Origin of the sequence: Myxococcus sp. CA056 (assembly GCF_013336715.1) — a bacterium.
Taxonomy (GTDB): domain Bacteria; phylum Myxococcota; class Myxococcia; order Myxococcales; family Myxococcaceae; genus Myxococcus; species Myxococcus llanfairpwllgwyngyllgogerychwyrndrobwllllantysiliogogogochensis.
Genome location: NZ_JABUMT010000002.1, coordinates 579485 through 604802, shown reverse-complemented (window position 1 = coordinate 604802; position 25318 = coordinate 579485). Strand labels below are relative to the sequence as shown.

Genomic DNA, 25318 nt, shown 5'->3' with positions numbered 1-25318 from the left:
GGCCCCCCCCCGCGAAACCCGACGACGCATGCCCCCCACCCCCGCCAAGAAGCGCCAGCGTCCCCCGGCCCCGCCCGCGAAATCCGAGGCGTCCGGCGTACCGCTCCATGCGCTCCTGGAGGGCCTGCCGGACGCCTTCTTCACGCTCGACGCGGCCTGGCGCTTCACCTACGTCAGCCCGCGCATGGCGGAGCTGCTGGACGGCGTCGCCGGGCCCGGAGACGACGTGCGCCGCGCGTGCCCCGGCCTCTTGAAGCTGCGCGACCACCTGCGCTTCGAGCAGCCCGCCACCCAGCAGGCCGCCACGCGCTTCGAGCACGAGTGGCCGGACCGGGAGCTGTGCTTCGACGTGCGCGCGCGCGCGGTGCCCGGGGGCCTGCTGGTGCACTGCCGCGACATCACCGGAGAGCACCGGGTGCGCGAGGAGCTGCGGCGCGCCAGCGAGGTGTTCCGCGCCATCCACGAGGGCACGACGGACGCCGTCTACACGAAGGATTTGGAGGGCCGCTACCAGCTCATCAACAACGCGGGCGCGCGCGCGGTGGGCTACGAAATCTCGCAGATGGTGGGCCGCACGGACCACGAGCTGTTCGCGCCCGAAGTGGCGCGCGTCAACGCCGCCAACGACAGGGAGGTGCTCGCCTTCGGCCGCACCGTCACCTACGAGGACGGGCAGCCGGGCGTCGAGGGCCCTCGCGTGTGGCTGTCCACCAAGGGCGTGCTGCGCGACGCGGACGGCAAGGTGGTGGGGCTGTTCGGCATCAGCCGCGACATCACCCAGCGCAAGTGGGCGGAAGAGGAGGCGCGCCGGCACTCCGAGTTCCAGGAGCAGCTGATGGGCATCGTCAGCCACGACATCCGCAGCCCGCTGGGCGCCATCATGAACTGGTCGCGCGTCATGGCGGAGTCCGGCACGGCCGAGGACGCCCGGCGCACCAGCCAGCGCATCGCCACCGCGGCGGTGCGCATTGAACGGCTCACCCGCCTGCTCCTGGACTTCACGCGCACGCGGCTGATGGGTGGCGTGGCGATTGAGCCCCGGCCGGTGGACCTCAAGGACCTGGTGGAGCGCGTGGCCCACGAGTTCCGCGTGGCCTATCCCGAGCGCGTCATCGAGGTGGAGCACAAGGGCAACACGCAGGGCATGTGGGACCCGGACCGGCTGGGCCAGGTGGCCTCGAATCTCCTGGAGAACGCGCTCAAGTTCGGCCCCGCGGACACCCCCGTGAAGCTGGTGGCGCGCGTGGCGCGGGCCAACAAGCTGGTGCTGGAGGTCCACAACGGCGGGCGCCCCATCCCCGCGCACCTGTTGCCCCACCTCTTCGAGCCCTTCCGCAGCGGCCCGCAGACGACGCGCACGCTGAAGATGAGCTACGGCCTGGGCCTCTACATCGTCCGGGAAATCGTCCAGGCGCACGGCGGCGGCATCGAGGTCAGCTCCACCGAGGAAGAGGGCACGACGTTCATGGTGACGCTGCCCCGCCGCTCGCTGCCCGCGCGGCCTCCCGGTCAAATCCCCCCGCGCGTGCCCCGCTCCGAGCCCAAGTAGCGATTCAAGAGCGCCGCCAGCTCCGAGCCCGCGAAGGGCTTGGTGAGGTAGTCGGTGCAGCCGCTCTCGAAGCCCGCCTGCACGCAGTCCGGCTCCATGCGCGTGCTGCACAGGATGATGGGCGTGTGGCGGGTGGGCTCGCGCCCGCGCAGCGCCCGGCACGTCTCCAGGCCGTCCAGGTTCGGCATCAGGATGTCGAGCACGACGAGGTCCGGCGCCTCGTCCCGCACGCGCTCCAGCGCCTCCAGCCCGTCGCGGGCGATGAGCGTTTCGAAGCCACGCTCCACCATCATCATCTGGTGCAGCATCAGCACCGTGTGCGAGTCATCGACGAGGAGGACCTTCTTGCGTCGCATGGCGAAGCGCCTCCCGGGCCCGCGCCTTCAGGGCGAGGCCGTGGCCTGACAGAGCTGGCGCAGGTGCATCAAGCGCGGCGGGCCCATGCCCATGAACCGCACACCCATGCCATGGGGACAACACAGCCCGTCGCGCGGCGCGAAGGGGTTGGCCCACGCCACCACGCCGTGGGATTCCAGCCGCTCGCCCGTGGTGGGCAGGTGGATGCGCAACGTCACCGCCGCCCCAGGCCGCGCCGGCACCAGCGTGCGCACGAAGAGGCCACCCGGGCTCAGCGCGAAGGACACGCCCGACGTCCAGGCCAGCCCCTGGGGCCCTCCCTCGCCGAACTCCACCGGGCAGCAGAAGGGCACCCGCTCCTCCACCCGCAGCGACGCGCCCTCGCGCCCCAGCATCGCGTGGATGCGCGGCAGCAGCGTCGCCGCGCGCCCGCTCTCCGCGGGCGTCACCGTCAGCGAGGGCACGCCCTCCAGCAACGCGCGAGCGGCCGTGCCCGAGCGCGCCCACACCCCGCCCCGAGCCCCATCACCGACGGCGATGAGCAGGTGGGGGGCGGAGCCGTGCTCCTCCACCCGCGCTGCGGCGCCCTCCACCGTGGCGCTGTACAGCAGGTGGTGGCCACTGACTTCCAGGAGCGAGCCCAGCCCCGCCCACGTGCGCGCGCCTCCCGCGCCTCCGGCGAGCAGCACCACGCGCGGGCTGTAGCGTTCGCTCGTGACAGGCAGGGGACGGGCGCCCAGAAGCGTGGCCAGCCGCGCGCGCACCGCCGCCTCGCCCACCGGCGCCAGCAGGCAGTCCTCCACGCCCTCCGCGTCCGCGGCCTCCAGCACCTCGGCGGGCGTCTCCGGCTCCGCCACCAGCACCACCGGCGCACCGGACGCACCCACGCGGGACTTGAGGCCGCCCAGTCCTCCGGGGCCGCGCTCGCTCACCTGGCGCCAGTGCACCAGCACCAACCGGGGCCGCGCTCGCGACAGCTCCAGGCTCACCGCGCCAGGCGCCGAGGCCTGCACCGGCTCACAGCCCAGTGCCCGGGCCGCGCGCGACAGTGCCAGCCACGCCTCCCCGGCCACGCCGACCCACAGCACCCTGGGCGAGGGCGGCGCCTCGAGGGTCGTTGGACGGACTGGGCCTGGGGCCATCCTCATGTGGTGCCTCCATGTCCGCATCCCCCCCAGCCCGCCCGTACCTCTGACCGCGAGATACGAGAATCAGCCACATGGCGAATACTCCCCCTGGTCAGATTCCAGGGAGAGATGGGAAATACAGGACAGAGACACCCACACGAGGCCCGCGTGTGCGGGTGCGTCAGACGCGAGCGACGTTGACGCCCGAGTCGACGGCCTGCAGCTCGTCGCCGAAGGACACGTCGACGGTGCCGCCCGCGGGCGGGTCATACGGGGCGCGGCCCACCTGCTTGGTGCCAAAGCGGGGGAAGATGGGCGCCAGCACGTAGGAGCGGAAGCACCAGCCGAAGAAGCTGACGGGCTTGAGCTCCGGGTCGATGTCCGCCGCGATTTTGGCGTGCGCCTCCGGCAGGAGGCTCCAGTGCAGGCCCGGCGTCTCGTGGTGGACGGCGTGCAGGCCGTTGTTGAAGAGGAAGAAGTTGATGAGGCGGCCGGTGAAGCTGCGGCTGTGGTCGTGCTCGCTCCAGGGGTCCGAGTGGACGTGCTGGATGTAGTTGAAGAACATGATGGTCCACAGCGAGAAGAAGGCCGGAATCAGGAACGCGAAGGCCCAGATGCGCAGGCCGCCCGCCACGCCGTGCATATAAATGGCCAGCGCGACGAGCGCCGCGTGCGTGCCGCCCCAGACGATGTACTGGAGGACGATTTGCCGGAACAGGGCGCGGTTGCGCGTGCGCGCCTTCTCGATGAAGGCCTTCGTCGGCTCCTGCTGCCAGTACGTGGAGACGAAGGGGAACAGGAAGGCGACGAGGAAGTTGTGCTTCTTCGAGTAGCGCCAGGTGATGGTGGCGTCGCCCGCCTTGTTCACGAACTTGTGGTGGTTGAGGTTGTGCGTCGGAATCCACACGAAGGTGGGGTAGCCGTAGAACAACGACAGCCACATGCCCATCGCCTCATTCATCTTCCGGTTGCGGAAGGTGGGGCTGTGGTTGTGGTTGTGGGCGATGACGCCCGCGGACAGCGCCAGGTAGCACGCGAGCGGGCACAGATAGGGGATGAGCGCGGGGGCCGCGTACATCGAGAGGGCCACCACGGGCATCGCCAGGCACCAGAGGAGGGTGCGGATGTCGGCGCTGTAACGGAGCATGGCCGGCAGTCTGCCTTACGCGTCCGTGCAGAACCAAAACTATCGCTCCACCTCCAGGGCAAGGCTGCCTGCTTCCTCACCATGTAGGGGTGCGGGCGACGGACACCCCACCCGTTTTTTCCCGAAGTCAGCGGAGCTGAGTGAGCAGCAACGCCACCATTCCCTCCAGGGGCGCACTGGCGGTGGCGAGGCCCGCTTCGTCCACGGCGCGAGGCATGCCGTAGACGACACAGGAGGACTCGGACTCGGTGAGGATGGAGCCGCCCGCCGCGCGGATGGCGCGCGCGCCCTCCCGTCCGTCGTCGCCCATGCCGGTGAGCACCAGCCCCACCGTGTCACGGCCCCACGTGCGGGCCGCGCTCTCGAAGAGGACATCCACGGAGGGGTGATGCGGCATCTGCACCGGGTGCCGGTCCACGCGGCCCACGGTGAGCGCGCCGTGCCGCTCGATTTTGAGGTGCTGGCCCGCACGCGCGAGCACGACGCGGCCGGGGCGCATCTCCATCCCGTCCTCCGCCTCGCGCACCTCCAGCGCGCACAGCGAGTCCAGCCGGCGGGCAACCGCCTCCGTGTAGCCCGGGGGGATGTGCAGCGCGAGCGCCATGGGCGCGGGGAAGTCCGCCGGCAGCGCCGACAAGAGCCGCGTGAGGGCCTGGGGACCGCCGGTGGACGTGCCCACCACCACCAGGTTGCGCGCCGGCCCGAACACCTCCGCCGGAGAAGTCGAAGTGGCCGCGGCTGGAGCCACCCCGCGCGGCGGGTGCGGCACCGCGCGAGCGGCGATGCGCACCTTCTCCACCAGCTCCGCTCCCAGCTCGTAGAGCCGGTCCGTGGCGAGCGCGGAGGGCTTGTGCACCAGCTCCACCGCGCCGGCCTGGAGGGCGGACACCGCCAGCTCGCTCTCCTCACCCGCGCTGCTGACCACGACGACGCGGGGAGCGGCCGGCATGGAGTCCAGGGCGCGCAGCACGCCGAGCCCGTCCAGCCCCGGCATGACCAGGTCCAGCGTGAGGACGTCGGGCTTGAGCTCCGCCACCTTCTCCAGCGCGTCCAGGCCGTCGCGCGCGGTGTCCACCACTTCGATGCCCTGCGCGTTGGAGAGCACCTGGCGCAGCACCTTGCGCGCGAAGGCCGAGTCGTCCACCACCAGGACGCGAACAGGAGTCACGGCCGTCATGCGCCCGCCTTGCCATAGAAGAATACGCCGCGCCGCTCCTCACAGGAGAGCGCGGTGCCGAAGCGCAGCAACGATTCGGAGGTGCCCACCACCAGCTGGCCTCCGGGCTTCAGCGCCTGGGTGAGCGACGCCACCACGCGGCGCGCCGTCTCATCCTGGAAGTAGATGAGGACATTGCGGCAGAGGATGGCGTCGAACTGGCCCAGCTTCGCCACCGCCCCCTCGTCCACCAGGTTGATGCGGCGCCACTCCACCGCGTCCACCAGCTCCTGCTTCGGCCGGGCCCGTCCGTCCACCTGCTCCAGCCAGCGCCCCTCCACCCCGGGCGGCAGCGCGCGCATGGAGCGCAGGTTGTGCTCGCCGGTGCGAGCGCGCTCCAGCGCCCGGGCGCTCAAGTCACTGGCCAGCAGCTCCACGCCGGAGAGCACACCCCGGTCCGCCAGCATCATCGCCAGCGTCAAGGGCTCCTCGCCGGTGGAGCAGGCCGCGCACCACACGCGGGGCTTCTGGCCGGCGCGCACCCTGGGCAGGAGCACGTCCTCCACCAGCACCGACAGCGGCTGCGCCTCCCGGAAGAAGTACGTCTCGTGCACGAGCAGCGAGTCCACGAGGGAATCCAGCGCGGCCGAGCCCGCCGGGTCGTACCGGAGGAAGTAGTAGTAGTCGAGCAGCGAGTCGAAGCCCGCTTCCTGCGCCCGGTCCGACACCTTGTCGGACAACAGCTCGCGGTCCTCCGCCGCATAGTGCAACCCCGCGCGCTGCTCGATGAGCGCGGTGAGGATGGCGAAGACCTGGGGGGACATCGGCAGGGAAGGCATGACGTCCTTGTCACTTCCCCAGGGCCACGAGGCAGGCCCGCCGGACTTCAGGGTCCTCGTCGCGCAGGGAGGCGCGCTCCAGCGCGTCGCGTGCCTCCAAGGTTCCCAGCGCGCCCACGGCGGGCACGACGGCGCGGCGGGCCGCGGCGCTGGAGGTCTCCAACGCCTGCACCAGCGCGGCGCGTGCGTCCGCCCGGCGCATGCGCGCCAGGGCCGCGACCAGCAGGGGCGCGGTCACCTCGTCCGCCACGTCCAGCGCCGCGAGCAGGCCGGGAAGCCGCCCCTCCATGGGCAGCGCCAGCGCGCTCACCACCCGCTCGCGCACCGTCAGGTCCCCCAGGAGCGACACCAGGGCCTGGGTGGCGGGAACACCCGGGCGCGTGGCGAGGAAGCCCACCGCCGCGCTGCGCACGCTGTCGTCCCTGTCACTGGCCGCGTGCAACAGCGCGGGCAGCGTCTCCGGGGCTTCGTACTCAGCCACGGCGGACAGCGCGACCAGGCGCGTGGCGGCATCCTCCGACGAGGAGGCCTCCAGCAGCACCGGCAGCGCGTCCTGACGCCGCGCCACGCCCAGCCCCAGCAGCGCCGCGCGCCGGACGTCCGCGTCGGTGCTGGCCGCGGCGCGGCGCAGCGCCGTCATCGCGCTCTCCGTGTGCATGTGCGCCAGCGCGTCCACCACCGCCACGCGCACCTGCCCCGCGTCGTCGTCCGCCAGCGCGACAATCGCATCCGCGGCGGCTTCCTCGTTCAGCTTCCCCAGGGACTGGCACGCGTAGTAGCGCACCCATGCGTCCCTGTCGTTGAGGCCGCCGAGCAGCGTGGAGGTGATGCGGGCCTCCTTCTCCGTCTGCCCCAGCGCGCGCATGGCCGCGGCGCGCGTGCGCTCCGATTCGTGGGTGGCCGCCGTCAGCAGCGCGTCCACCGCGCGCGGGTCCTCGATGAAGGGCAGACCGAAGATGGCCGCGTCGCGCAGCCGCTCGTCCGAGTCGCGCATCGCGGACAGCAGCACCTCCAGCCCTCGGGGATAGCCGAAGTAGGAGATGATGCGCAGCGCCGCGCGGCGCAGGCGGGGGTCCGCGGAGCGCGCCGCGTGGAGCGCCAGCGTCTCCGTCTGCTCGCTGCCCAGCGACTGGATGGCGCCCGTGGCGGCCTGCACCACGCGCGCGTCGTCATCCATCAGGCGCTGGAAGAGCACGGGCACCGCGGACGTGTCACCGATGCGCGACAGGGTGTCCGCCGCCAGCGCGCGCACGGACGCCTCCCGGTCCTCCAGACACGCCATCACCTCCGGCACCGCCGACGCGCGGCGGCCCACCAGGGGCAGCAGCACCCTGCGCCGGGCGCTGTCTCCGTCCTGGAGCGCCTGCAGAATCTGCTCGTCCGCGTCCGCCCCCAGCTCCGCCAGGGCGCTCGCCGCCGAGCGCGCCACCGACGGGTCCGGTCCATCCAACAGCCGCAGCAGTCCCGCCGCGGCGTCCTGCCCTCCCACCCAACCCAACAGGCGCGCCAGCGCGGCCCGCTCCGCGGAGTCCGCGCTGGTGATGGCCTGCGCCAGCCTGCGGCCCAGCATGGACAGGTCCGGACCGGGACCGGAGCGCAGCGCGGCCTGCACCGCGCGCGCGCCGCCAAAGCGCTGCACCTGCGCCTCGTGGATGTCCACCAGCGCCACCGCCGCCACGCGCACCAGCGCGTCGTTGCCCCGGCGCAGCAGGCTCACCAGCGCGGGCACCGCCGCGTCCTGGCCGGTGCGGCCCAGCGCGCGCGCCGACTCCAGCGCGTAGAAGGGGTCCGCCAGGAGCCCCAGGAGCGCGGGCACCACCGACGGGTCCCCACACCGGCCCAGCACGTCGATGGCGGGGAAGATGCGGAAGAAGTTGCCGCTGCCCAGCGCCGCCAGCAGCGCGTCCACCGCCGCGCCGCCGCCAATGCGGCCCAGCGCCTCGATGGCCGCCACCGCGACGTTGTCGTCCGGATGCACGGTGAGCCGCGCCAGGAGCGGCACCGAGCGCCGACTGCGCCGCCGCCCCAGCACCTGCGCGGCGTCACAGACGATGGGCGCGGACGGGCTGTCCGTCAGACCCTCCAGGGACTCCTCCACCGCGCCCGTGGACGCCACCAGCGCCTCCACCGCGGCCGCCAGGCGCGCCTCGTTGTCGCGGCGGTGGCGCAGCACGTCGCACAGCGGAGACACCGCCGGGGTGCCCAGCCGCGCGAGCGCCGCCACGACGGCGCGGCGCACCGCCCAGCTCGACGTGTCCAGTCCGGCCACCAGCCTCTCCAGGCTGCCGGCGCCCCCGCGGGCCAGCTGCTCCACCTCCTCCACCCGCGCCCTGTCCTCCGCGGACAGGAAGAGGGGGGAGCCCGTCACGGAAGTCGATTCCGTCATGTCTGTCGCTCCCTGGAGCGCGAGCCCCCCGCCTCGGGAGCCTGCGGGGTGCTACCACTCCCCAGCACGCTGCCCAGGCGCTCCAGGCTCTCCACCTGCTCGGCTTGGAGTCGCGACAGGTGCGTCAGTCGTCCCGCCACCTCACGCACTTCTCCCGCGGTGGCCGACGACGCGCGGACCTGCTGCGCGGTGGTGGTGGTGATTTCCCGCGCCCTCACCCGCATCTCCTCCACGCCCTTCACCAGGCCCTCCATCACCTGCGTGGCATCGCCGCTGGCGCGCGCCACCGCGGCGGTGCCCGTGGCCTGCCGCTGCGCGGAAGCAGCGAGCCCCGTCAGCACCTCCGACTGCTCGTCCAGCGCGCGCGCCGTGCCCTTCGCCACCCGCCGCACCTCGTCCGCGCCCTTCACCAGCGCGACGAGCGCCTGGGCCTGCTCGTCGGTGGCGCGCGTCACGGACGACGCCAGCTTCGCCACCTGGCGGCTGGCCGTCTCGCCCTGCTTGAGCGCGCGCGCCTGCTCCGCCATGCCGCGCGCGGACTGGGCCACTTCCTTGCGCGTATCCTCCATGGCGCGCGTCACCTCCGCCGCCGCCTTGGCCTGCTCGGCCAGCCCCGCCAGGGTGCGCTGGGTGGTGCTCGCCAGGTCCTGGGCCACCTGCGCCATCCCCGTCACCTCCTTGCTCTGCGTGCCCACGACGGCGCTGACGCCCTGCACCAGCTGGCGCATCTGCGCGGCGCCCTTGGACAGGTCCGCCGCCGCGGCCGCCTGCTCCTGCACCGCGCGGGACACCTTCTGGGCGACTTCCGCCAGCTGCCCGTTGGAGCGCACCACGTCGCGCAGCGCGCGGGCCTGGTCCGCGGTGGCCTGCGTCGTCTGCCGGGCCATGCGCCGCATCTCCGTGCCGCCCTGCGCCAGCGCCTGGGCCGCCTGGGCCTGCTCCGACGCGGACGCGGCGATGACGCGGCCCTGCTCGCTCATCTTCGTGGTGCCCTGCGCCAGCGACTGCACCGCCTGCACCTGCTCGGTCGTGGCGCGGCTCACCTCGCGCACGTTCTGCCCCACGTCATCCACGCCCTTCAGGATGGTGGACAGGGCTCGCTCCGCGTCCGACGCCAGCGCCGCGCCCTCGTCCGCCGCGCGCATGCCCTCCGCGCTCGCGCTCGTCGCCTCGCGCGCCGTCGTCTGGAGGCCGCGGACAATCTTCGCCACGTCCGAGCTGGCCGCCGCCGCGCGGTCCGCCAGGGCGCGAATCTCCTCCGCCACCACCGCGAAACCACGCCCGTGCTCACCGGCGCGCGCCGCCTCGATGCTGGCGTTGAGGGACAGGAGATTCGTCCGGTCGGCGATGAGGTTGATGGTCTGGACGATGTCGCCAATCTCCTCGGCGCGCTTGCCCATCTCCTTCATGACGCCCGAGGACTCGACGATGGACTGACGGATGCGGCTGAAGCCGGCGATGGAGCGCACCACGGTGGCGCCGCCCTCGCGGGCGATGGTGCCCACCCGGTCCGAGGTGGCGCGCGCCTCCTCGCTCATCTGCGCCACCCGCCGCGTGGACACCTCCAGCTGCGCGGACGCGCTGGCGCTCGAGGACGCCAGGCCGTTGATGGACTCGGAGGCCTTGGCCACCGACTGGGCGGAGCGCGCCAGCTGTTCAATCGTCGCCGCGTTGGCATCCACCACGGCGGAGTTCTTCTCCGCGGTGGCGGCCACCTCCTCCACGCTGGCGGCCACCTCCTCCACGGTGGAGGCGGTGGAGGCCGCGTGCGTCTCCAGCACGCGCGCGCTCTCCGCCACGCCGCGCACGCTGCGCGCCAGCTCCTCCGCGGTGGACGCCGTCTCCTCCACGCCGGAGGACATGGTGGTGGCGTCCCGGGACAAGTCACTCAGGGACTTGCCCAGCCCCACCACCGCGCCCGTCACCAGCGTCACCCGCTCGCCCACGCCCTGGGCGTCGGTGGCCAGCCGGGCGATGCCCTTGGCCATCTCCTCAATCGTCGCGCCCACCTCCTCCGTGGAGGCCGCGCCCGACTGGTTGCGCGTCACCAGGTCCGCGACGGTGGAGTTCATCTCCGTCATGGACGCCAGCAACTCCTCGCTGGAGGCGGCCAGGTCCTCCGCGTTGGAGTTGACCGTCTTCACCGAGCGCGTCACCTGCTCCAGCGTGGCGGCGGTGGTGTCCGCCTCCGCGGCCAGGTGGGCTGCGTCCTTGCGCACCCCCGCCACCGACGCGCTGACCTCCTGCACGGAGCCGGCGGTGGCCTCCGCTTCCTGCTGCAGCGCGCGGGCGGAGTCGCTCACCGTGCGCTGGGAGCGCGCCAGCGTCTGCGTCGCGACGCTCGTCGCCTCGACATGGGCGGCCACCGACTCGATGGAGGCGCGCACCTGCTCGGAGGCCGCGGCCTGCTCGTTGCCGCTGGCGGCCAGCCTCGATGCGAGCGCCTCCACGTCCTGCAGGAGGGCCACGCCCTCCCGGACTCCGCGCGACAAGCGCTCGGTGAGCCCGCGCGCGTCATCCTGCCCCTGGGGGCCGTTACCGTTTTCCGTCGCCATCTGGCGTCTCCTCCCCGATGACCCGGGGGAAATCGATGAGCATCACCAGCCTCGGCCCCACCTGGGCCACGGCCTTCACGAACCCTCGCGAGCCTTCCACCACCAGCGGAGGCGGCGGCTGGAACTTCGCGGGGTCCAGCTTCAGCACCTCGCGCGCGCTGTCCACCAGCAGCCCCACCGTCCGCGTCCCCAACTGCCCCACCACCACCCGCGTGTCGAGCGAGCGCTCCAGGGCCGGAAGCCCGAAGCGCATGCGCGCGTCCACCACGGGGATGACGCGCCCGCGCACCTGCACCAGCCCCGCGACATGCGCCGGCGCTCCGGGCACGGGCGTGGCCCCGGAGAAGGACTCCATCTGGAGGACGTCCGACGCCGGCAACACGTACTCGGCGCCATCCACCTTGAACACCACATGCAGCACGCTCATGTCGCGCGCTCCTCTCGTCCCCCGGACCCCGGGCGGCGCGCCGCTCCCAGCGCATTCAGGTCCAGCACCAACGTGGGCTGGCCATCTCCCAGGTCCGTGGCTCCCGCCACCCCGGGCACCCGCACCAGCGGGTCCTCTAGCGGGCGCAGCACGATTTCCTGCTGACCGAGCAGCCGGTCCACACCGAACGCCACCAGCTCTCCGCGCTGTCGCACCACCAGCCCCCGAGGGGGCGTGACATCCACGGCCTGGGTGGACACGGAGCCCAACAGCCGTGCCAGGGACACCAGCGTCACCGCCTGGCCCCGCCGCTCCACCAATGCCACGCCGTGGGCGCCCGCGGGCCGCACCACCCGCGCGGCCTCCACCTCGATGAGCTCCTCCACGGAGCCCACCGCCACCGCGTAGCGCAGCCCCGCGCACTCGAAGATGATGGCGTCCAGCAGCGTAATCGTCAGGGGCACGCGCAGGTGGAAGGTGGTGCCCTCCCCCACGCGCGTCTCCAGACGCAGCTCGCCACCAAGTTGGTCCACGACGATGCGGCGGACGATGTCCATGCCCATGCCGCGTCCGCTGGTGGAGGTGACCTCCTCGCGGGTGGAGAAGCCGGGCCGACACAAGAGTTCCAGCAGGTCATCCGGACCGCGGGGAACCGGGACGCCCGCGCGCCGGGCCACGCCTTCCGCGTCCACACCCCGCCCGTCGTCGGCCACGGTGATGTCCACCCAGCCGCTGGAGTTCGCATGGCAGCCCAGGCGCACGCGGCCCTCCGGGGGCTTCCCCGCGGCGCGGCGCTCCTCGGGAGACTCCAGCGCGTGGTCCACCGCGTTGCGCACCAGGTGCACGAGCGCGGGCAACATGCGGTCCGCCACCGCCTTGTCCAGCTCCGCGTCGCCCACCTCCAGCTCCAGCCGCACCGCCTTGCCCGTGGTGCGACGCAGGCCGCGCACCAGGAGCGGCAGCCGCTCCAGCACGTCCCCCACGCGCACCATGCGCAGGCGGAGGATGGCCGCGCGCATGTCTCGCAGCTGCCGTCCGTTCTCCTGGAGGATGGCGCGCAGCTCCCGCGTCGGAGCCCCGACGGCCGTCAGGTCCACCACCGCGCGCTGCAGCCGCGAGCGGTTGACGACGAGCGCCGCCAGTCGCTCCAGCGCCTCGTCCAGCCGCGACACCTCCACCCTCAAGGTACCGCTGGACCGGCGCCCCTCCTCGGGCTCCTCCTCCAGCTCCGGCTCCCGCTCCGGCACGGACGGCCCGTCCACGGCCGAGGGCGCGGGCGCGGTGGACAGCGCGCGCACCTGGGCGGGCTCTCCTCCCGCCGCCTCCTTCAGCACGGCGTCCGAGGCATCGGTGCTGAGCAGCAACACGAACGTGAGCGAGCCGCCGCCCGGCGCCGGCCCCGCCACGGGGACGACCTTGACGAGTTCCCCCAGCGCCGCCAGTCGCTCGCGCACGCTGTTGATGGTGATGCCCCGCGCGGCGCGCTCGGCACCGGGGATGAAGTCCACGCGGACCGGGCGCCGATGGCCCGCGCCCGAGGTGAGCTGCTCGCGCTCGGTGGGCGTCAGCCGGGGGGCGAGCGCCAGGGTCTCATCGAGCAGCAATGCCGAGGGCCGGGCGGTACTGGCCACCACGGGGGAGGAGACTCCCAGCGCCTCCAGTCGCTCCAGCAGGCCCGGAGGAACGGGCGAGGCGTCCTTGCCCGCGGCGAGCTGGCGCATGCGCTGCTCCACCGCGCGCAGGCCCTCCATGAGCGGCTCCACGCTGGACTCGGGGAGCCGCCCGCCCGCCTGGTCCGCCTGACGCAGGGAGGTCTCCATCCAGTGGGAGATGGAGACGATGGGCTCCACGTCCACCATGGCGGACAGGCCCTTGATGGTGTGCAGCGCGCGGAACAGCTCCCGCACGGACTTCGGATGGGCGGCGCCACGCCGCGCGCTGGCCTCCACCGCCATCAGCTGGCGGTGGGCCGAGTCGAGCAGCTCCTCCACCTCCGCCAGATAGGCCGGCAGGAAGTCCGCGAGGTCGACGGAGGCCGTCAAGCCGGCTTCTCTTCCAACAGCCCCCGCGCCTCCGCGAGGATGGCATCGGGAGTGAAGGGCTTGGTCATGAAGCGGTTGGCGCCCGCGGACAGGGCCCGGGCGCGCGACGCCTCGTCCCCACGCGTCGTCACGATGATGATGGGCAGCGTGCGCAGCCGATCCTGCCCCCGCACGAACTCCACCACCTCGATGCCGCCGATATCCGGCATGTTCAAATCCAACACCAGCAGGTCATACGGGCTCAGCGACAGGCGCTCGATGGCCTCCAGCCCGCTGGACGCGTGGGTGAAGTTCAGGCCCGGGTAGGGCCTGAGACAGGCCACCACCATGTCCCGCATCACCTTGCTGTCATCGACGACGAGCACCTCTGACATGAATTCCCCTGGCGACGAGCGCCGAACCTAGAGCGATTCCCCGGCCTGCGAAGAGAACGTCGAGCCCCCCTCCCCGCCACCTTCCACTGGAGGACAATCGTACGTTGGGACAGGGACCAGCAGTGGGAGGGCCCGGACGCTCCCCCGTGCTGACCGTGCGAGTGTCCCACACCTGCTCGCCCGCCCGGCCTCCGAATCCCAAGGCCCGGTCATCCCGCCAACCGTGTCCGCCAGGCTCCCTGAAGCGCTTCCCGGGCTTTCCCGCGCACGCTTCTCCCTCGGGGAATCCCGGGCGGCAACCGCCAAATTGAGCCCTCTGTCGCTTGCGCGCCTTGAGCCGCGAGCGATATGAGGCCGGGCACTTTTCTGACTCTGCAAATCAATCTCAACAACTCAGGAGTCCCCATGAAGTCCCGTGCCTGTGTCCTGGCGCTCGTGACCCTCTGGCTCGCCGCGTGCGGGTCCGACGTGGAGTCCACGCCCGGCGTCCCCGTCTCTCCGTTCATGCAGGTGATGTCTCACGCGTCGGGCGACACCCTGAGTGAGCCCGTGGTGCGGCTGACCGGCACGGTGAATGTGCCGGGCAAGCTGGCCGGCCTGACGGCTCGGGTGAACGACGGCGAGGCACGCGCCGTGGAATACACGGAGAAGACGTCCACGGCGGGCGTCTTCGCGGTGGAGCTCACGCTGCCCGAGGGCGACAACGAGGTGCGGCTGGAGGCGGTGGACCAGAGCGGCGGCACCAGCGCGCGGGTGCTGAGCCTGCGCTACGCCCAGGCGCCCCAGGTGCAGGTGTTGTCCCCCGAGGAGGGGCTGGCCATCACCGTGCGCCGCGTGCGCGTGGACGCGGTCGCCACGGACAACGTGGCCGTGACGGCGCTCTCGTACACGCTCAACGACGGCGAGGAGCAGACGCTGGCGCTGCCCACCACGGCCGAGGGCGCGGTCTCCTTCGAGGTGACGCCCCGCCCGGGTGCCAACCAGGTGGTGGTGCGCGCGCGCGACGCGAAGGGCAACACGGGTGAGAAGACGGTGACCTTCCGCTTCGGCGGGTTGTCCACCGCGGGCGGCCTGCACAGCGGCACGCTGCGCAACGGGCGCGTCTACGTCTGGGGCCGCAACAACCGAGGCCAGCTGGGCCTGGGCGTGGACGTGACGGCGAACCAGACGCAGCCCCAGGCGGTGCCGGGCATCGAGAACGCGGCCTCCGTGGCCTTCAACCAGAACTTCTCCATGGCGCTCGACTCGGCCGGCGCGGTGTGGACCTGGGGTGAGAACGCGGACGGCCAGCTGGGCCTGGGCCAGCCGGGCACGCCCGACGTCGCGCCTCGCTACACGGCGACGAAGGTGCCCGGCCTGACGGGCGCGGTGGCGGTGGCCCCTGGCTTCCGTCACGCGCTGGTGCTGATGGAGGACGGCACGGTGCGCGCCTTCGGCAACAACGCGGACGGCCAGTTGGGCGACGGCACGACGACGGCGCGGGACTACCCGGTGACGGTGCTGGGCCTGACGGACGTGGTGAAGCTGGTGGCCGGCTCCATGCACTCGGTGGCGCTCAAGCGCGACGGCACCGTGTGGACCTGGGGTCGCAACACCTACGGCAACCTGGGCACGGGCACGGCCGGCACGCAGGGCCGTCCCACGGCGGAAGTCGTGCCGGGCCTGGCGGACGTGGTGGACCTGGCCAACGGGCGCGACCACATCCTCGCGGTGCACGCGGATGGCACCGTGTCCTCGTGGGGCCTGGGCGTCAGCGGGCAGCTGGGCAACGGGACGTCCGGAGCGAACACGCAGAGCGCCACGCCGGGCAAGGTGCCGGGCGCGACGGACGTGAGTGCCGTCTTCGCCAACGGCAACTACAGCTTCGCGCGGCGCGCGGACGGCTCGCTGCTCGCGTGGGGCCAGAATGGCAACGGCCAGCTCGGGGTGGGCGACGATGAGGACCGCGCCGTGCCCACCGAGTCGTCTCCCGAGGTGAAGCCCCTGTCCGCCATGGGCATGGGCGCCACCCACGTCATCGCCGTGCGCGGCGACGGCTCCGTCTACGCGTGGGGCTGGAACTTCAACGGCTCGCTCGGCCCCGACGCCGTCATCGACCGCTGGTCCTACACCGACCCCGTTCCGGTGACGCTGCCGTGAAACACGCCGCGGGCCTGGGCCTCCTGTTGACGCTCCTCGGCCTCGTCGCCTGCGACGGGTCCGGGGAGGCGCGCCCCGTCAGTCCGACTCCCGAGGAGCCGAATCCCGAGGAGCCGAATCCAGAGGAACCGAATCCCGAGGAGCCCCTTCCGCGCTTCGACGTGGTGGAGGTGGGCGAGGACCGGCCCGGCGGCGAGACGAGCGTGGCGGTGGCGGGCGCCGCCGCCTTCACGAAGCCCGCGGCGAACCTGGTGCTGGCGCGCCGCTCCGAGTTCTTCGTGGGCGAGTCCGTCTTCGAGGCGAACTGGGTGGGCGCGCCCGGCTCGCAGCCCGAGCGCGACGGCCTGGGCCCGCTCTTCCACTCCGTCTCCTGCATCGCCTGCCACCTGGGCAACGGGCGCGGCCGTCCTCCCGAGGGGAACGAAGTCGCCGACACGCTGCTGGTGCGCCTGTCGGTGCCCGGCGTCGGCGCGCACGGAGGCCCGCTGCCCGAGCCCACCTATGGCGACCAGCTCCAACCCCGGAGCGTCGGCGCGGTGCCCGCCGAGGGGCAGGTGCGCGTGAAGTGGACGGACGTCCCTGGCACCTTCGCGGACGCGGAGCCCTACACGCTCCAGGCACCGGCGCTGGAGCTGACGGAGCTGGCGTACGGGCCGCTGGCGCCCGACACGCGCACGTCCGCGCGGGTGGCGCAGCCCATGGTGGGCCTGGGCCTGCTCGCGGCGGTGAGCGACGAGACGCTGCTTGCGTGGGCGGACCCGGACGACGCGAATGGCGACGGCATCTCCGGGCGGCCCAACCGCGTGTGGAGCGAGCGCCAGGGCCGCGAGGTGGTGGGCCGCTTCGGATGGAAGGCGAACCAGCCGGACATCGAGCACCAGAACGCGGCGGCGCTGCTGGGCGACCTGGGCCTCACCACCACCCTCTTCACCGAGGAGAGCTGCACGGCGGCGCAGGCCGTGTGTCGGGCGGCGCCCCACGGCGGCGTGCCCGAGGTGAGCGAGCGGCAGCTGGAAGCGCTCGACTTCTATTCGCACACCGTGGCGGTGCCGACGCGCACGGGCGTGGACTTAGCCGACGTGCTGCGCGGCAAGGCCGTCTTCCACCGCGTGGGCTGCGCGAAGTGCCACCGGCCGTCCGTCACCACCGGCACGCTCGCGGGCTACCCGGAGCTGTCCGGCCAGCTCATCTGGCCATACTCGGACCTGCTGCTGCATGACCTGGGGGACGCGCTGGCCGACGGGCGCGAGGACTTCCTCGCCTCGGGCCGCGAGTGGCGCACCGCGCCCCTGTGGGGCCTGGGCCGCGCGCGGGAGGTGAGCGGACACTCGCGGCTGCTGCATGACGGACGCGCGCGCACGCCCCTGGAGGCCATCCTCTGGCACGGCGGCGAGGCCGCGTCCGCGCGCGAGGCCGTGCGCGCGCTGTCGAAGGGGGAGCGCGACGCGCTCGTGGCCTTCCTCGACTCGCTCTGAGTCAGGCGCGGGCGGTGGGGGGGCCGTCCAGGGGCAGGCGGACGCGGAACGTGGAGCCCTCGCCGGGCGTGCTGTCCACGGACACCTCGCCGCCATGCGCCTCGACGATGCGGCGCAGCCGGTACAGCCCCAGCCCCAGGCCGCCGTAGTGGCGCACCGGCACCGCGCGCTCGAAGCGGCGGAACAGGCCCTCCACCCGCTCCGGGGCGATGCCGATGCCGTGGTCCTTCACCCACAGCGTCGCGGTGGAGTCCTCGTGCGCGAGCGCCACCTCCACCGGCTTGCCAGGGCCGAACTTCATCGCGTTGGACAACAGGTGCGCCACCACCTGTCTCAGCCGCGTGCCGTCCCAGCGGCCCCGCGTGGGTGACATGGGCCCGAGCACCAGCTCACAGCCCGCGCGCGCCGCGGCCGACTCCGAGCGCGCCACCACGTCACGCACCAGCGAGGACAGGTCCACGACGTCCAGGTGGAGGTGGGGCGGGCCGCCCTGGAACTGGGACACGTCCAGGAGCGACTCCACCAGGTCCGACATCCGCTGCACCTGCCGGTCCGCGGCCTCCAGCGCCCGCTCCAGCCGGGGCACGGCCTGGGCCACGCCCAGCACCCGCAGCGCCCCTTGCGCGCCCTGCACCCGCAGGCGCAGCGCGGCCAGCGGGGTGCGCAGCTCATGCGCCGCCACGCTGAGGAAGTCGTCGCGCGCGCGCACCGCCTCGCGCGCCTCGCGGTACAGCCGCAGCTGCTCCGTCACGTCGCCGATGATGCCCGACATCCGCACCGGCTGCCCCTGGCCGTCGAGCGACGCGCGCCCCCGACTCACGCAGGAGCGATAGCCCCCTGTCGCATGCCGCAGCCGGAAGGCCACGTCGTAGGGCACGCCCCGCTCCAGGTGCTCGGTCAGCGCGGCCAGCACGGCCGCCCGGTCCTCCGGGTGCAGGAGCTCCACGAAGGCCTCATACGTGCCGGCGAACGACTCCGGCGTCAGCCCCAGCATCTCCAACAGGCGCGGGCTCCAGTAGAGCGAGCCACGGCGCAGGTCCCAGTCCCAGATGCCGTCATAGGAGCCGTTCACCACCCGCCGGAAGCGCTCCTCGCTCTCGCGCGCGCCCCGCTCCGCATGCTCCAGCAGCCCCACCCGCCGCTCCAATTGCCGCACCACCCGGTACAGGTGGTCCTCGGTGGACAGCTCCCCGGTGGGCACCAGCGGCGCGGGGCCTCCCGCCTCCAGCGCGCGCAGCAGCGTCCCCACCAGCTCGTCCCCATCCTGCGCGCGCCGCACGAAGCCGTTGGCCCCCACGTTTTGCGCCATGCGCAAATCCAGCTCGTCCGGCGCCAGCGCGTGCGTGAGGATGACCGGCACGCGCCCAAGCCTCGGGTCCTGCCGTAGCGCCAGGCACAGCTTGTAGCCATCCATGCGCGGCATCAGCGCGTCCGCGAGCACCACGTCCGGCCGCCGCCGCCGCGCCACGTCCAGCGCCTGCGGGCCGTCCGACGCGGACACCACCTGGAAGCGCAGGGGCACCAGGAACAGCTGGAGCAGCTTGCGCGACACCGGGTCGTCATCCGCCACCAGCACCAGCGGCCGGGGCGCCTGTGCCTCCAGCCCCGGCAAGGCCTGCCGCACGCCCTCCACCAGCCCCGACAGGCTCAGCGGGCGCCACAAGAAGCCCGTCAGCGGCAGCGAGTGACGGCGCACCACCTCCTCTTCCGCGGGGAAGGCCAGCACGTACAGCCCCACCGCCGTCGTCTCCAGCGCCCGGCGCAACGCCGCCAGTCCCTCCTGTCCGGCCGCCAACAGCCCCGCGGCGGCCACCACCAGCAACACCGGCTGGGCCTGGAGCAGCGAGGCGGCGGCCCCCACGTCCGCCAGGGCAACGACCTGCCACCCCTGGCTCTCCAGCGCGAGCACCTGGAGCTCCCGGGCGACGCTGGCTTCTTCGATGAGCAGCAGGCTGGGCTTCGTCACGGCGAGGGGGACCCGGAGACACGAGCTACAGGGCCTTCCAGAGCACCCTGCGGAGCGAAAGGCGCAAGTGTGGGCACTCATCGCAGTGAGTCAAGGTACCCGTGCCGGAGTGTTGGACAGGACAACACCCGCCTCTGCCCCCCAGGCAACCCGAGGCACCCTCCCTTCCCCGGCACCGCGCGGGAACTCCGCGACAAAAACATCGCAGGTGCTTTTACAACTCAGATACGAAAACCAGCCTGGAGCCCGTCCACCCGTATGCCCGCCCCACACGCCGGGCGAGCCCCCCACCGTGAGCCCGGGCAGGGCCACACGCGGCGCGAACCGGCTTCTTTCCGGCACCGCGTCACCGGTGACTCATGAGTTGCACCTGCACCCAGGACTCACTCGACTTCCTGTTTCTGATACCACCCCCTGGAGCCCTCCATGACGCGACGGGGCGACTGTCATGTCCACGACATCCGGAGCCCGCTCCCTCCGAGCGCGGTGGCCAGTTTGAACCTCACGGGGTCCACGAGCGTCCGAATCAGGAGCTCAGGAAGCCGGAAGGCGCGAACTCTCGTTCCGCACAAGGATTGCACCAGTATCCTGGACTCCTGGTGTTTGTTCTCATATCAGAGAGTCTGGGGGGACCCGGCGGGCGAGCCACTCCAGTCCTCGACATCGGACGTTGCGGTACGGGCGAGGTGAAAGTGTCCCGCAGATCGGTTATGCGAAAAGATATCATGGGAGCCAAACGAATCGCCGTGCAGCCGAAGCTCGCTGATTTCCAGGAGAGGATCCGCGCGTCGGGTCTTCGCAGCACCGCGCCCCGCGTGGCGGTGCTTCGCGAACTGGAGACCGCCACCGCGCCAATGAGCCACGCCGACCTGGTGGATGCACTGGGTGACGAGGGCTATGACCGGGTGACCATCTACCGCAACCTGACGGACCTCACCGAGGCCGGCCTGGTGGTGCGCGCGGACCTGGGAGACCACGTGTGGCGCTTCGAGCTGCGACGCTCGGGCGACGAGCACAGCGGCAACCACCCGCACTTCACCTGCACCGACTGCGGCACGGTGGCGTGTCTGCCGGAGGAGTCCATCCGCATCGCGTCCTCCAAGGGCGTGCCTCGCGCGGTGGCCCAGAAGAGCGTGGACGTGCAGCTGCGCGGCGTCTGCGACCGCTGCGCCTGAAGTCCGGCGCTTCCCAAGCGCCCGCTGACCCCAGGTGACGACCGCCCGGGCCCCTTTCGACGGGGCCCAGGCGGCTTGTGCGTGGCCGGACGCGGGCGTTCATGCGCCCGGCGCACGCGGGGTGCGACTACTGGATGACGTAGGCCACGGTGCCGCTGCAGCTGTTGCTGGAGTAGCAGCCGGCGCGCATCGTGTACGTGCCCGCCGTCGGGGCCGTATACGAGACGAAGGACAGCAGGCTGCACGAGTCGTCGTTGTTCGCCACGGACGTGCCCGCCGAGTTGACCAGGCGCAGGTAGGTGTCACCCGTGCCGGAGGCGCCCGTCAGCGTGCAGGTGCCGAACTGCAGCGTCTGGCCCGCGGCCAGCGTCACCGTCTTGTCCGTGGTGTTCTGCGTCGCGTTGTTGGTGTTGGTGGCGGTGAACGCGAACGTCGTGGTGGGCGGGGGGTTGGTGGTGCCACACAGCCGCAGGCTGCCGGCCACCAGACAGTACGCGCTCACCGCGGGGCGCACGTAGGTGATGTCCTCGCCACGGCAGCCCGTCTCCGTGCAGGTGTTGACGATGTCGCAGCTGCCGTTGGCGACGTAGTCCGTCTCGCCGCGCACGAGGATGCCCGCCACGGTGTAGCCGGTGTTCTCGTACACGCCGGAGCCGGAGTTGCCGCCGAACGTGTCCGTGGAGGCGACGAAGAAGTCCAGCGTGCTGGCGCGCGCGTTGCGCACGGAGCCGCCGTCGTCAATCTTGAAGGGGATGCCGCTGCCGGAGCCGATGACCGTCACCTTCGAGCCCACCGCCAGCGGGGCGTTGCCGGCGCGGATGGGCGCGGGGACGAAGCGCGGCGTGGCGGCGCGGTCCAGCTTGATGATGGCGTAGTCCAGGTTGAGCGGGCTCGACTCCTGCTTGCGCACCACGATGGACTGGCAGGAGAAGATGTCCGCCGACGTCACGGCCTTCATCCCCGTGGCCGACGTCCGGTAGAAGTTGAAGACGACGCGCGTGCTGCTGCACGCGGACGCGCTGGTGATGCAGTGGCCCGCCGTCAGCACCAGGTCATCGTCGATGAGCGTGCCCGAGCAGAACGCCGGCGTCAGGTCGTTCAGGAAGCGCTGGTCGGAGCACAGGCCATACGCCGACCCCAGCGTGGGCGCGTTGAACGTCACGTTGCCCGCGCTGTTCACGGTGAAGTCGGACGGGCTCATCAGCGCCACGGTGGACTGCTCGGCGCGCGCGCGCAGCGTCGCGTTCGTGTGCGCGTAGACATCCGTGCGGTTGTCGGTGCCGTAGACCACCGGCTGCCCCGTGGTCCCCGTCGCGGGAGGAGCCTCCTCCGGCTTCGTCGGCTCGGGCGCGGGCCCACACGCCGCGACGGACAGCGTGCACAGCAGCGAGGCCATCAACTTCCTGCCTGCTCCACTTCGACACATGGTTCGCATGCGGTCTGCTCCCTGGAATGGGCGCCCGCCGAGGGGACGGGCAGCCGGGCGCATCTTCAGTCCAACCCGCAAGACGAGCAAACCAACACAGCATCAACTTCCGTGTAATCCGAATTAACGCAACTCCATTGCAATGTTGGACCCGGAGCGTGGTCCCAGGGCGAGCGGGCGTCGGGTGGTGAGCACTCCCTAACCCGGTTCGCCGGCGAAGCGCTTCCGCCTGGACGGCGGCAACCCCATCGTTACGGTGGTGTGGGAGCGAGTCCGCCCCGGACCAGGGTCGGAGGACCGGTGCAACCGCTTCAGACACTGCTCGTCGTGGACGACGATTTGGATATCCGCGACGCGCTCCAGGACGCGTTCGAGCTGGAGGGCTACTCCGTGTTGCTCGCGGCGGACGGCCTGGAGGCGCTGGCGCAGCTGCGCCAGGAGGGCTCGCGTCCGCACCTCATCTTGCTCGACTTGATGATGCCCCGGATGGACGGCTTCGCCTTCCGCGAGGCGCTGCGCCATGACACGGCGCTGTCGGACATCCCCGTCGTCGTGGCGAGCGCGGACCTCCACCTGGAGGCCGCCGCGAAACAGCTCGATGTGGCGGGCTGCCTGCGCAAGCCGTTGGACCTGCACGAGCTGCTGTCCACGGTGAAGCGCCTGAGCCAGGCCGTCTGAGCGACGCCTTGCTTCGCCTGCTCGCTCCACGGGCGAAGCGACGTGGGGGTTTCCCGGACAGGTTGGCGAAGGGAGGCAGCCTCCCCACCCTTGCTCCCAGAAGTCATTCAACCGACCAAGGGAGAGGGAACCCCATGAAGAAGCTCATCACCACGTTCGCGCTGTGCCTGGGCTCCGCCGCGTTCGCGCAGAGCGAGCCCGCCGAGCAACCGTCGCAGAACCAGATTCCGAGCTCCGGCGCGCGCGTCCAGACGGGCGTGGACGCCTCCGACGTGGGGCGCGGCATCAACGGCGCCACGAAGGAGGCCTCGAAGGTGCCCGGCGTGGACAACACCTTCAAGAAGGCACACTCGCTGAACATCAAGGGCACGGTGAAGGAGTCGGACGACGACAGCGTGAAGCTGTCGCGCAAGGACCTGCCGGACGCCGAGCTGGATGTGAAGCCCCAGACGGTGGTGAAGCTGGACGGCAAGACGGTGCGGGCCGACCAGCTCCCCGAGGGCGCGGACGTCCACGCCCGCTTCCAGCTCTCCGGTGACAACGCCGTCGCCGTGGAGCTGCGCGCCACCAGCCCCAAGGGCGCCAAGGGCACGGGCGGCTCCGGCACCACCGACGCCGCGAAGAAGGCCGGCGACCAGGTGGAGCAGACGGGCGATGAGCTGAAGCAGGACGTGGACGACGCCGCCCACTGAAGCCCTGCTCGAAGTCACCCGGCCGACAGGCCTCCCAAGCCCGCTTCCCTCACGGGGGGCGGGCCTGGTCATTTCTGGCGACACGTCACGCCCGCGCCTTGCCCACGGTGGGCAGCGCACTTCCCTCTTTCCCATGTGGGCACGCGCGCAACACCCCGGTACGCCGCTTGCTCCACACCGGGGACGGGAGGAATCGGTGATTCGACGACTGTTGGGCGCGTGTGTCGGTGTGGCGATGGTGTTGGCGGCGGGAGCCTGCGACAGCTCGAAGGGGACGGGGTCGAAGGACGGCGGTGATGACATCCAGTCGCCCTCGGATGACGGGGGTGACGTCGGGACGGAGGACGCGGGTGACGGCGACGCGGGCACGGACGCCGGCGGCGACGACGCGGGCCCCGGTGACGCAGGCCCTGGCCCTGGCGACGGAGGCACGGACCCGGTTCCAGACGGCGGCACGCAGCCCACGACGCCCGAGGGCCCCTGGCCCACGGACGCGCTGACGAACTTCTCCGCGAAGTACGACATCCCCAAGGTCCGCTCGGTGGGCGTGGATGGTGCGCACAACGTCTGGCTGCTCAACGGCAACCAGATTGGCGTGCTGCGCGCGGGCACGGACCGGCCGCTGTGGACCAGCCAGCCCATTGGACAGGCGAGCCTCGGCCTGGGGTGGGAGGCGGACAAGCTCGCCATCGACTCCACCGTCATCTGCGGCGGCAAGGCCGGCGAGGCCTACGTCGGCTACCGGACGCACGACGAAATCGTGGGCGGCCAGAGAATCATCGGACGGGGTGAGGAGGGCTTCTCGGAGGAGCGCTACGTCGAGTTCCAGAAGGGCGATGTGGACGTCGTGCAGCTCAACGGCGAGGGCTCGGACATCGTGCTGCGCGAGCACCTCTATCGCTCCGCGGGCACCAGCCGCCCCAGCCGCAACGAGCCCCTCGGCATCCGCAACAGCAACGACTTCCATTACGACGAGGACCGCTCCGTCTACTCGTGCGTCCGGGTGATGAGCGGCACGTACGAAGGCGAGGTCTACCTCGGCACCAACCACGGCGTGACGCGCGTCCGCGGCTACGACTACAGCAGCCACCGGCACCCCGCGTGGTGGCAGACCATCCCGAATGAGGACCCCAGCAAACCTCCCAAGCAGTCCCAGCGCGCCGGCTACACCTACGGGCTTGGACTCTCGTCGGAGGGCCACCTGCTCATCGCCAACGACTGGAAGATTGGCATCCTCCCGCCCAACGCGGACCTCAAGTGGTGGGACCGGGAGAACCGTGACGGCGTGCCCGCCGACGCGGAGATTTCCGAGTACCTGCTCAACACCTTCGTGGACCCCGTCAATCCGGGCAACGACCAGTACCGCGACCAGGCGGCGCCCCAGAACAAGTGGCGCGCCATCCAGAAGACGAAGGACGGCCTGTACTACGTGGCGGGCCTGGGCAGCGGCCTGTGGCAGTTCCAGGCGAATCCCCAGCGACACGACCCGAAGAAGTACGCCGACACGGACTACGTCCGCATCGAGGGCGCGAACACCAACGACTACACGGCGCTGGCGGCCACCGCCGACGGCTCGCTCTTCGTCGGCACGGCGCACAACGGATTGTGGCGCCTGACGCCCGGCAAGCAGATGGAGAAGGTGGCGGGCGTCAGTGGAGGTGAGGTGCGGCAGCTCATCTATGACCCTCGCGTGACGCCAGCCGCGCTGTACGCCCTCGTGGACGGGCGGCTGTACGTGCTGCGCGGGTACTGACACGCAAGAGCCTCGCGGGCTCGAGCCGACACACGGCGGGCGCCTCCTTCCTGAC

Annotated in this window: 19 protein-coding genes; 7 read left to right on the top strand and 12 right to left on the bottom strand. The window is 71.9% G+C overall.

Translation table 11 applies throughout. From position 1 onward, the window contains the following. The first annotated feature begins 28 nt into the window (after positions 1-28). Positions 29-1549: an ATP-binding protein gene (locus HUA76_RS10110; RefSeq protein WP_174460720.1), complete on the top strand. Its 1521-nt coding sequence runs from the start codon at positions 29-31 to the stop codon at positions 1547-1549. On the opposite strand, the gene HUA76_RS10105 is transcribed toward HUA76_RS10110, so the two are convergent. The 10 genes from HUA76_RS10105 to HUA76_RS10060 all read right to left on the bottom strand — a co-directional run bounded on the left by HUA76_RS10105 (position 1510) and on the right by HUA76_RS10060 (position 13959). After that, positions 1510-1905, bottom strand: coding sequence for a response regulator (locus tag HUA76_RS10105; RefSeq protein WP_174453911.1), 396 nt, complete (start codon positions 1903-1905; stop codon positions 1510-1512). The two genes, HUA76_RS10110 and HUA76_RS10105, sit on opposite strands and share 40 nt — an antisense overlap. Positions 1906-1932: 27 nt before the next feature. Then, the gene (locus HUA76_RS10100; RefSeq protein ID WP_174460719.1) at positions 1933-3054 is read right to left on the bottom strand and encodes a PilZ domain-containing protein; all 1122 of its coding nucleotides are present in this window, start codon (positions 3052-3054) and stop codon (positions 1933-1935) included. Positions 3055-3214: 160 nt separating this feature from the next. Next, complete coding sequence (locus HUA76_RS10095) at positions 3215-4180, bottom strand: fatty acid desaturase (RefSeq protein WP_174460718.1); 966 nt, start codon at positions 4178-4180, stop codon at positions 3215-3217. A gap of 127 nt (positions 4181-4307) precedes the next feature. Next, positions 4308-5357, bottom strand: coding sequence for a chemotaxis-specific protein-glutamate methyltransferase CheB (cheB, locus tag HUA76_RS10090; protein ID WP_141649345.1), 1050 nt, complete (start codon positions 5355-5357; stop codon positions 4308-4310). Then, positions 5354-6175, bottom strand: a complete 822-nt coding sequence (locus tag HUA76_RS10085; protein ID WP_174453908.1) for a protein-glutamate O-methyltransferase CheR — start codon at positions 6173-6175, stop codon at positions 5354-5356. The genes cheB and HUA76_RS10085 overlap by 4 nt, the downstream gene beginning before the upstream one ends. A 10-nt stretch (positions 6176-6185) precedes the next feature. Then, a complete protein-coding gene (locus tag HUA76_RS10080; protein ID WP_174460717.1) occupies positions 6186-8561 on the bottom strand; it encodes a HEAT repeat domain-containing protein in 2376 nt (791 codons plus the stop codon). After that, on the bottom strand, positions 8558-11116 hold the full coding sequence (locus HUA76_RS10075) for a methyl-accepting chemotaxis protein (RefSeq protein ID WP_174460716.1): 2559 nt from the start codon (positions 11114-11116) through the stop codon (positions 8558-8560). Before HUA76_RS10075 ends, HUA76_RS10080 begins: the two co-directional genes overlap by 4 nt. Then, positions 11097-11543, bottom strand: a complete 447-nt coding sequence (locus HUA76_RS10070) for a chemotaxis protein CheW (protein ID WP_174460715.1) — start codon at positions 11541-11543, stop codon at positions 11097-11099. Before HUA76_RS10070 ends, HUA76_RS10075 begins: the two co-directional genes overlap by 20 nt. Beyond that, positions 11540-13585: a chemotaxis protein CheA gene (locus HUA76_RS10065; RefSeq protein ID WP_174453904.1), complete on the bottom strand. Its 2046-nt coding sequence runs from the start codon at positions 13583-13585 to the stop codon at positions 11540-11542. The genes HUA76_RS10070 and HUA76_RS10065 overlap by 4 nt, the downstream gene beginning before the upstream one ends. After that, positions 13582-13959, bottom strand: coding sequence for a response regulator (locus HUA76_RS10060; RefSeq protein ID WP_141643167.1), 378 nt, complete (start codon positions 13957-13959; stop codon positions 13582-13584). Before HUA76_RS10060 ends, HUA76_RS10065 begins: the two co-directional genes overlap by 4 nt. Positions 13960-14364: 405 nt before the next feature. Here HUA76_RS10060 and HUA76_RS10055 point away from each other — a divergent pair, with 405 nt between their 5' ends. Continuing rightward, complete coding sequence (locus tag HUA76_RS10055; protein WP_174453903.1) at positions 14365-16098, top strand: chromosome condensation regulator RCC1; 1734 nt, start codon at positions 14365-14367, stop codon at positions 16096-16098. Beyond that, positions 16095-17573: a di-heme oxidoredictase family protein gene (locus HUA76_RS10050; protein WP_174460714.1), complete on the top strand. Its 1479-nt coding sequence runs from the start codon at positions 16095-16097 to the stop codon at positions 17571-17573. Before HUA76_RS10055 ends, HUA76_RS10050 begins: the two co-directional genes overlap by 4 nt. 1 nt (position 17574) lies before the next feature. Here the strand turns inward: HUA76_RS10050 and HUA76_RS10045 are convergent, their stop codons facing one another. Beyond that, entirely contained in the window at positions 17575-19539 is a 1965-nt protein-coding gene (locus tag HUA76_RS10045; protein ID WP_174460713.1) for an ATP-binding protein, read from the bottom strand. 725 nt (positions 19540-20264) lie between these two features. Between HUA76_RS10045 and HUA76_RS10040 the strand changes: the two genes are divergently transcribed. Further along, positions 20265-20714 carry a Fur family transcriptional regulator gene (locus HUA76_RS10040; protein ID WP_141643171.1) on the top strand — a complete coding sequence of 150 codons (450 nt, stop codon included), beginning with the start codon at positions 20265-20267 and terminating at the stop codon, positions 20712-20714. A gap of 127 nt (positions 20715-20841) precedes the next feature. Here the strand turns inward: HUA76_RS10040 and HUA76_RS10035 are convergent, their stop codons facing one another. Continuing rightward, positions 20842-22149: a serine protease gene (locus tag HUA76_RS10035; protein ID WP_174460712.1), complete on the bottom strand. Its 1308-nt coding sequence runs from the start codon at positions 22147-22149 to the stop codon at positions 20842-20844. A 291-nt stretch (positions 22150-22440) separates the two neighbouring features. Here HUA76_RS10035 and HUA76_RS10030 point away from each other — a divergent pair, with 291 nt between their 5' ends. The 3 genes from HUA76_RS10030 to HUA76_RS10020 all read left to right on the top strand — a co-directional run bounded on the left by HUA76_RS10030 (position 22441) and on the right by HUA76_RS10020 (position 25263). Next, a complete protein-coding gene (locus tag HUA76_RS10030; protein ID WP_141643173.1) occupies positions 22441-22818 on the top strand; it encodes a response regulator in 378 nt (125 codons plus the stop codon). Between the two features lie 134 nt (positions 22819-22952). Then, positions 22953-23510, top strand: a complete 558-nt coding sequence (locus HUA76_RS10025) for a hypothetical protein (protein ID WP_174453899.1) — start codon at positions 22953-22955, stop codon at positions 23508-23510. Between the two features lie 196 nt (positions 23511-23706). Further along, positions 23707-25263 (top strand): hypothetical protein, encoded by a 1557-nt coding sequence (locus tag HUA76_RS10020; RefSeq protein WP_174460711.1) that lies wholly within the window; start codon positions 23707-23709, stop codon positions 25261-25263. Positions 25264-25318: the final 55 nt, after the last annotated feature.

What these genes read in the sequence shown, in the direction of transcription:
- HUA76_RS10110 (WP_174460720.1), top strand. Translation starts at nt 29, where the DNA reads ATGCCCCCCACCCCCGCCAAGAAGCGCCAGCGTCCCCCGGCCCCGCCC.
- HUA76_RS10105 (WP_174453911.1), bottom strand. Translation starts at nt 1,905, where the DNA reads ATGCGACGCAAGAAGGTCCTCCTCGTCGATGACTCGCACACGGTGCTG.
- HUA76_RS10100 (WP_174460719.1), bottom strand. Translation starts at nt 3,054, where the DNA reads ATGAGGATGGCCCCAGGCCCAGTCCGTCCAACGACCCTCGAGGCGCCG.
- HUA76_RS10095 (WP_174460718.1), bottom strand. Translation starts at nt 4,180, where the DNA reads ATGCTCCGTTACAGCGCCGACATCCGCACCCTCCTCTGGTGCCTGGCG.
- cheB (WP_141649345.1), bottom strand. Translation starts at nt 5,357, where the DNA reads ATGACGGCCGTGACTCCTGTTCGCGTCCTGGTGGTGGACGACTCGGCC.
- HUA76_RS10085 (WP_174453908.1), bottom strand. Translation starts at nt 6,175, where the DNA reads ATGCCTTCCCTGCCGATGTCCCCCCAGGTCTTCGCCATCCTCACCGCG.
- HUA76_RS10080 (WP_174460717.1), bottom strand. Translation starts at nt 8,561, where the DNA reads ATGACGGAATCGACTTCCGTGACGGGCTCCCCCCTCTTCCTGTCCGCG.
- HUA76_RS10075 (WP_174460716.1), bottom strand. Translation starts at nt 11,116, where the DNA reads ATGGCGACGGAAAACGGTAACGGCCCCCAGGGGCAGGATGACGCGCGC.
- HUA76_RS10070 (WP_174460715.1), bottom strand. Translation starts at nt 11,543, where the DNA reads ATGAGCGTGCTGCATGTGGTGTTCAAGGTGGATGGCGCCGAGTACGTG.
- HUA76_RS10060 (WP_141643167.1), bottom strand. Translation starts at nt 13,959, where the DNA reads ATGTCAGAGGTGCTCGTCGTCGATGACAGCAAGGTGATGCGGGACATG.
- HUA76_RS10055 (WP_174453903.1), top strand. Translation starts at nt 14,365, where the DNA reads ATGAAGTCCCGTGCCTGTGTCCTGGCGCTCGTGACCCTCTGGCTCGCC.
- HUA76_RS10040 (WP_141643171.1), top strand. Translation starts at nt 20,265, where the DNA reads ATGGGAGCCAAACGAATCGCCGTGCAGCCGAAGCTCGCTGATTTCCAG.
- HUA76_RS10035 (WP_174460712.1), bottom strand. Translation starts at nt 22,149, where the DNA reads ATGCGAACCATGTGTCGAAGTGGAGCAGGCAGGAAGTTGATGGCCTCG.
- HUA76_RS10025 (WP_174453899.1), top strand. Translation starts at nt 22,953, where the DNA reads ATGAAGAAGCTCATCACCACGTTCGCGCTGTGCCTGGGCTCCGCCGCG.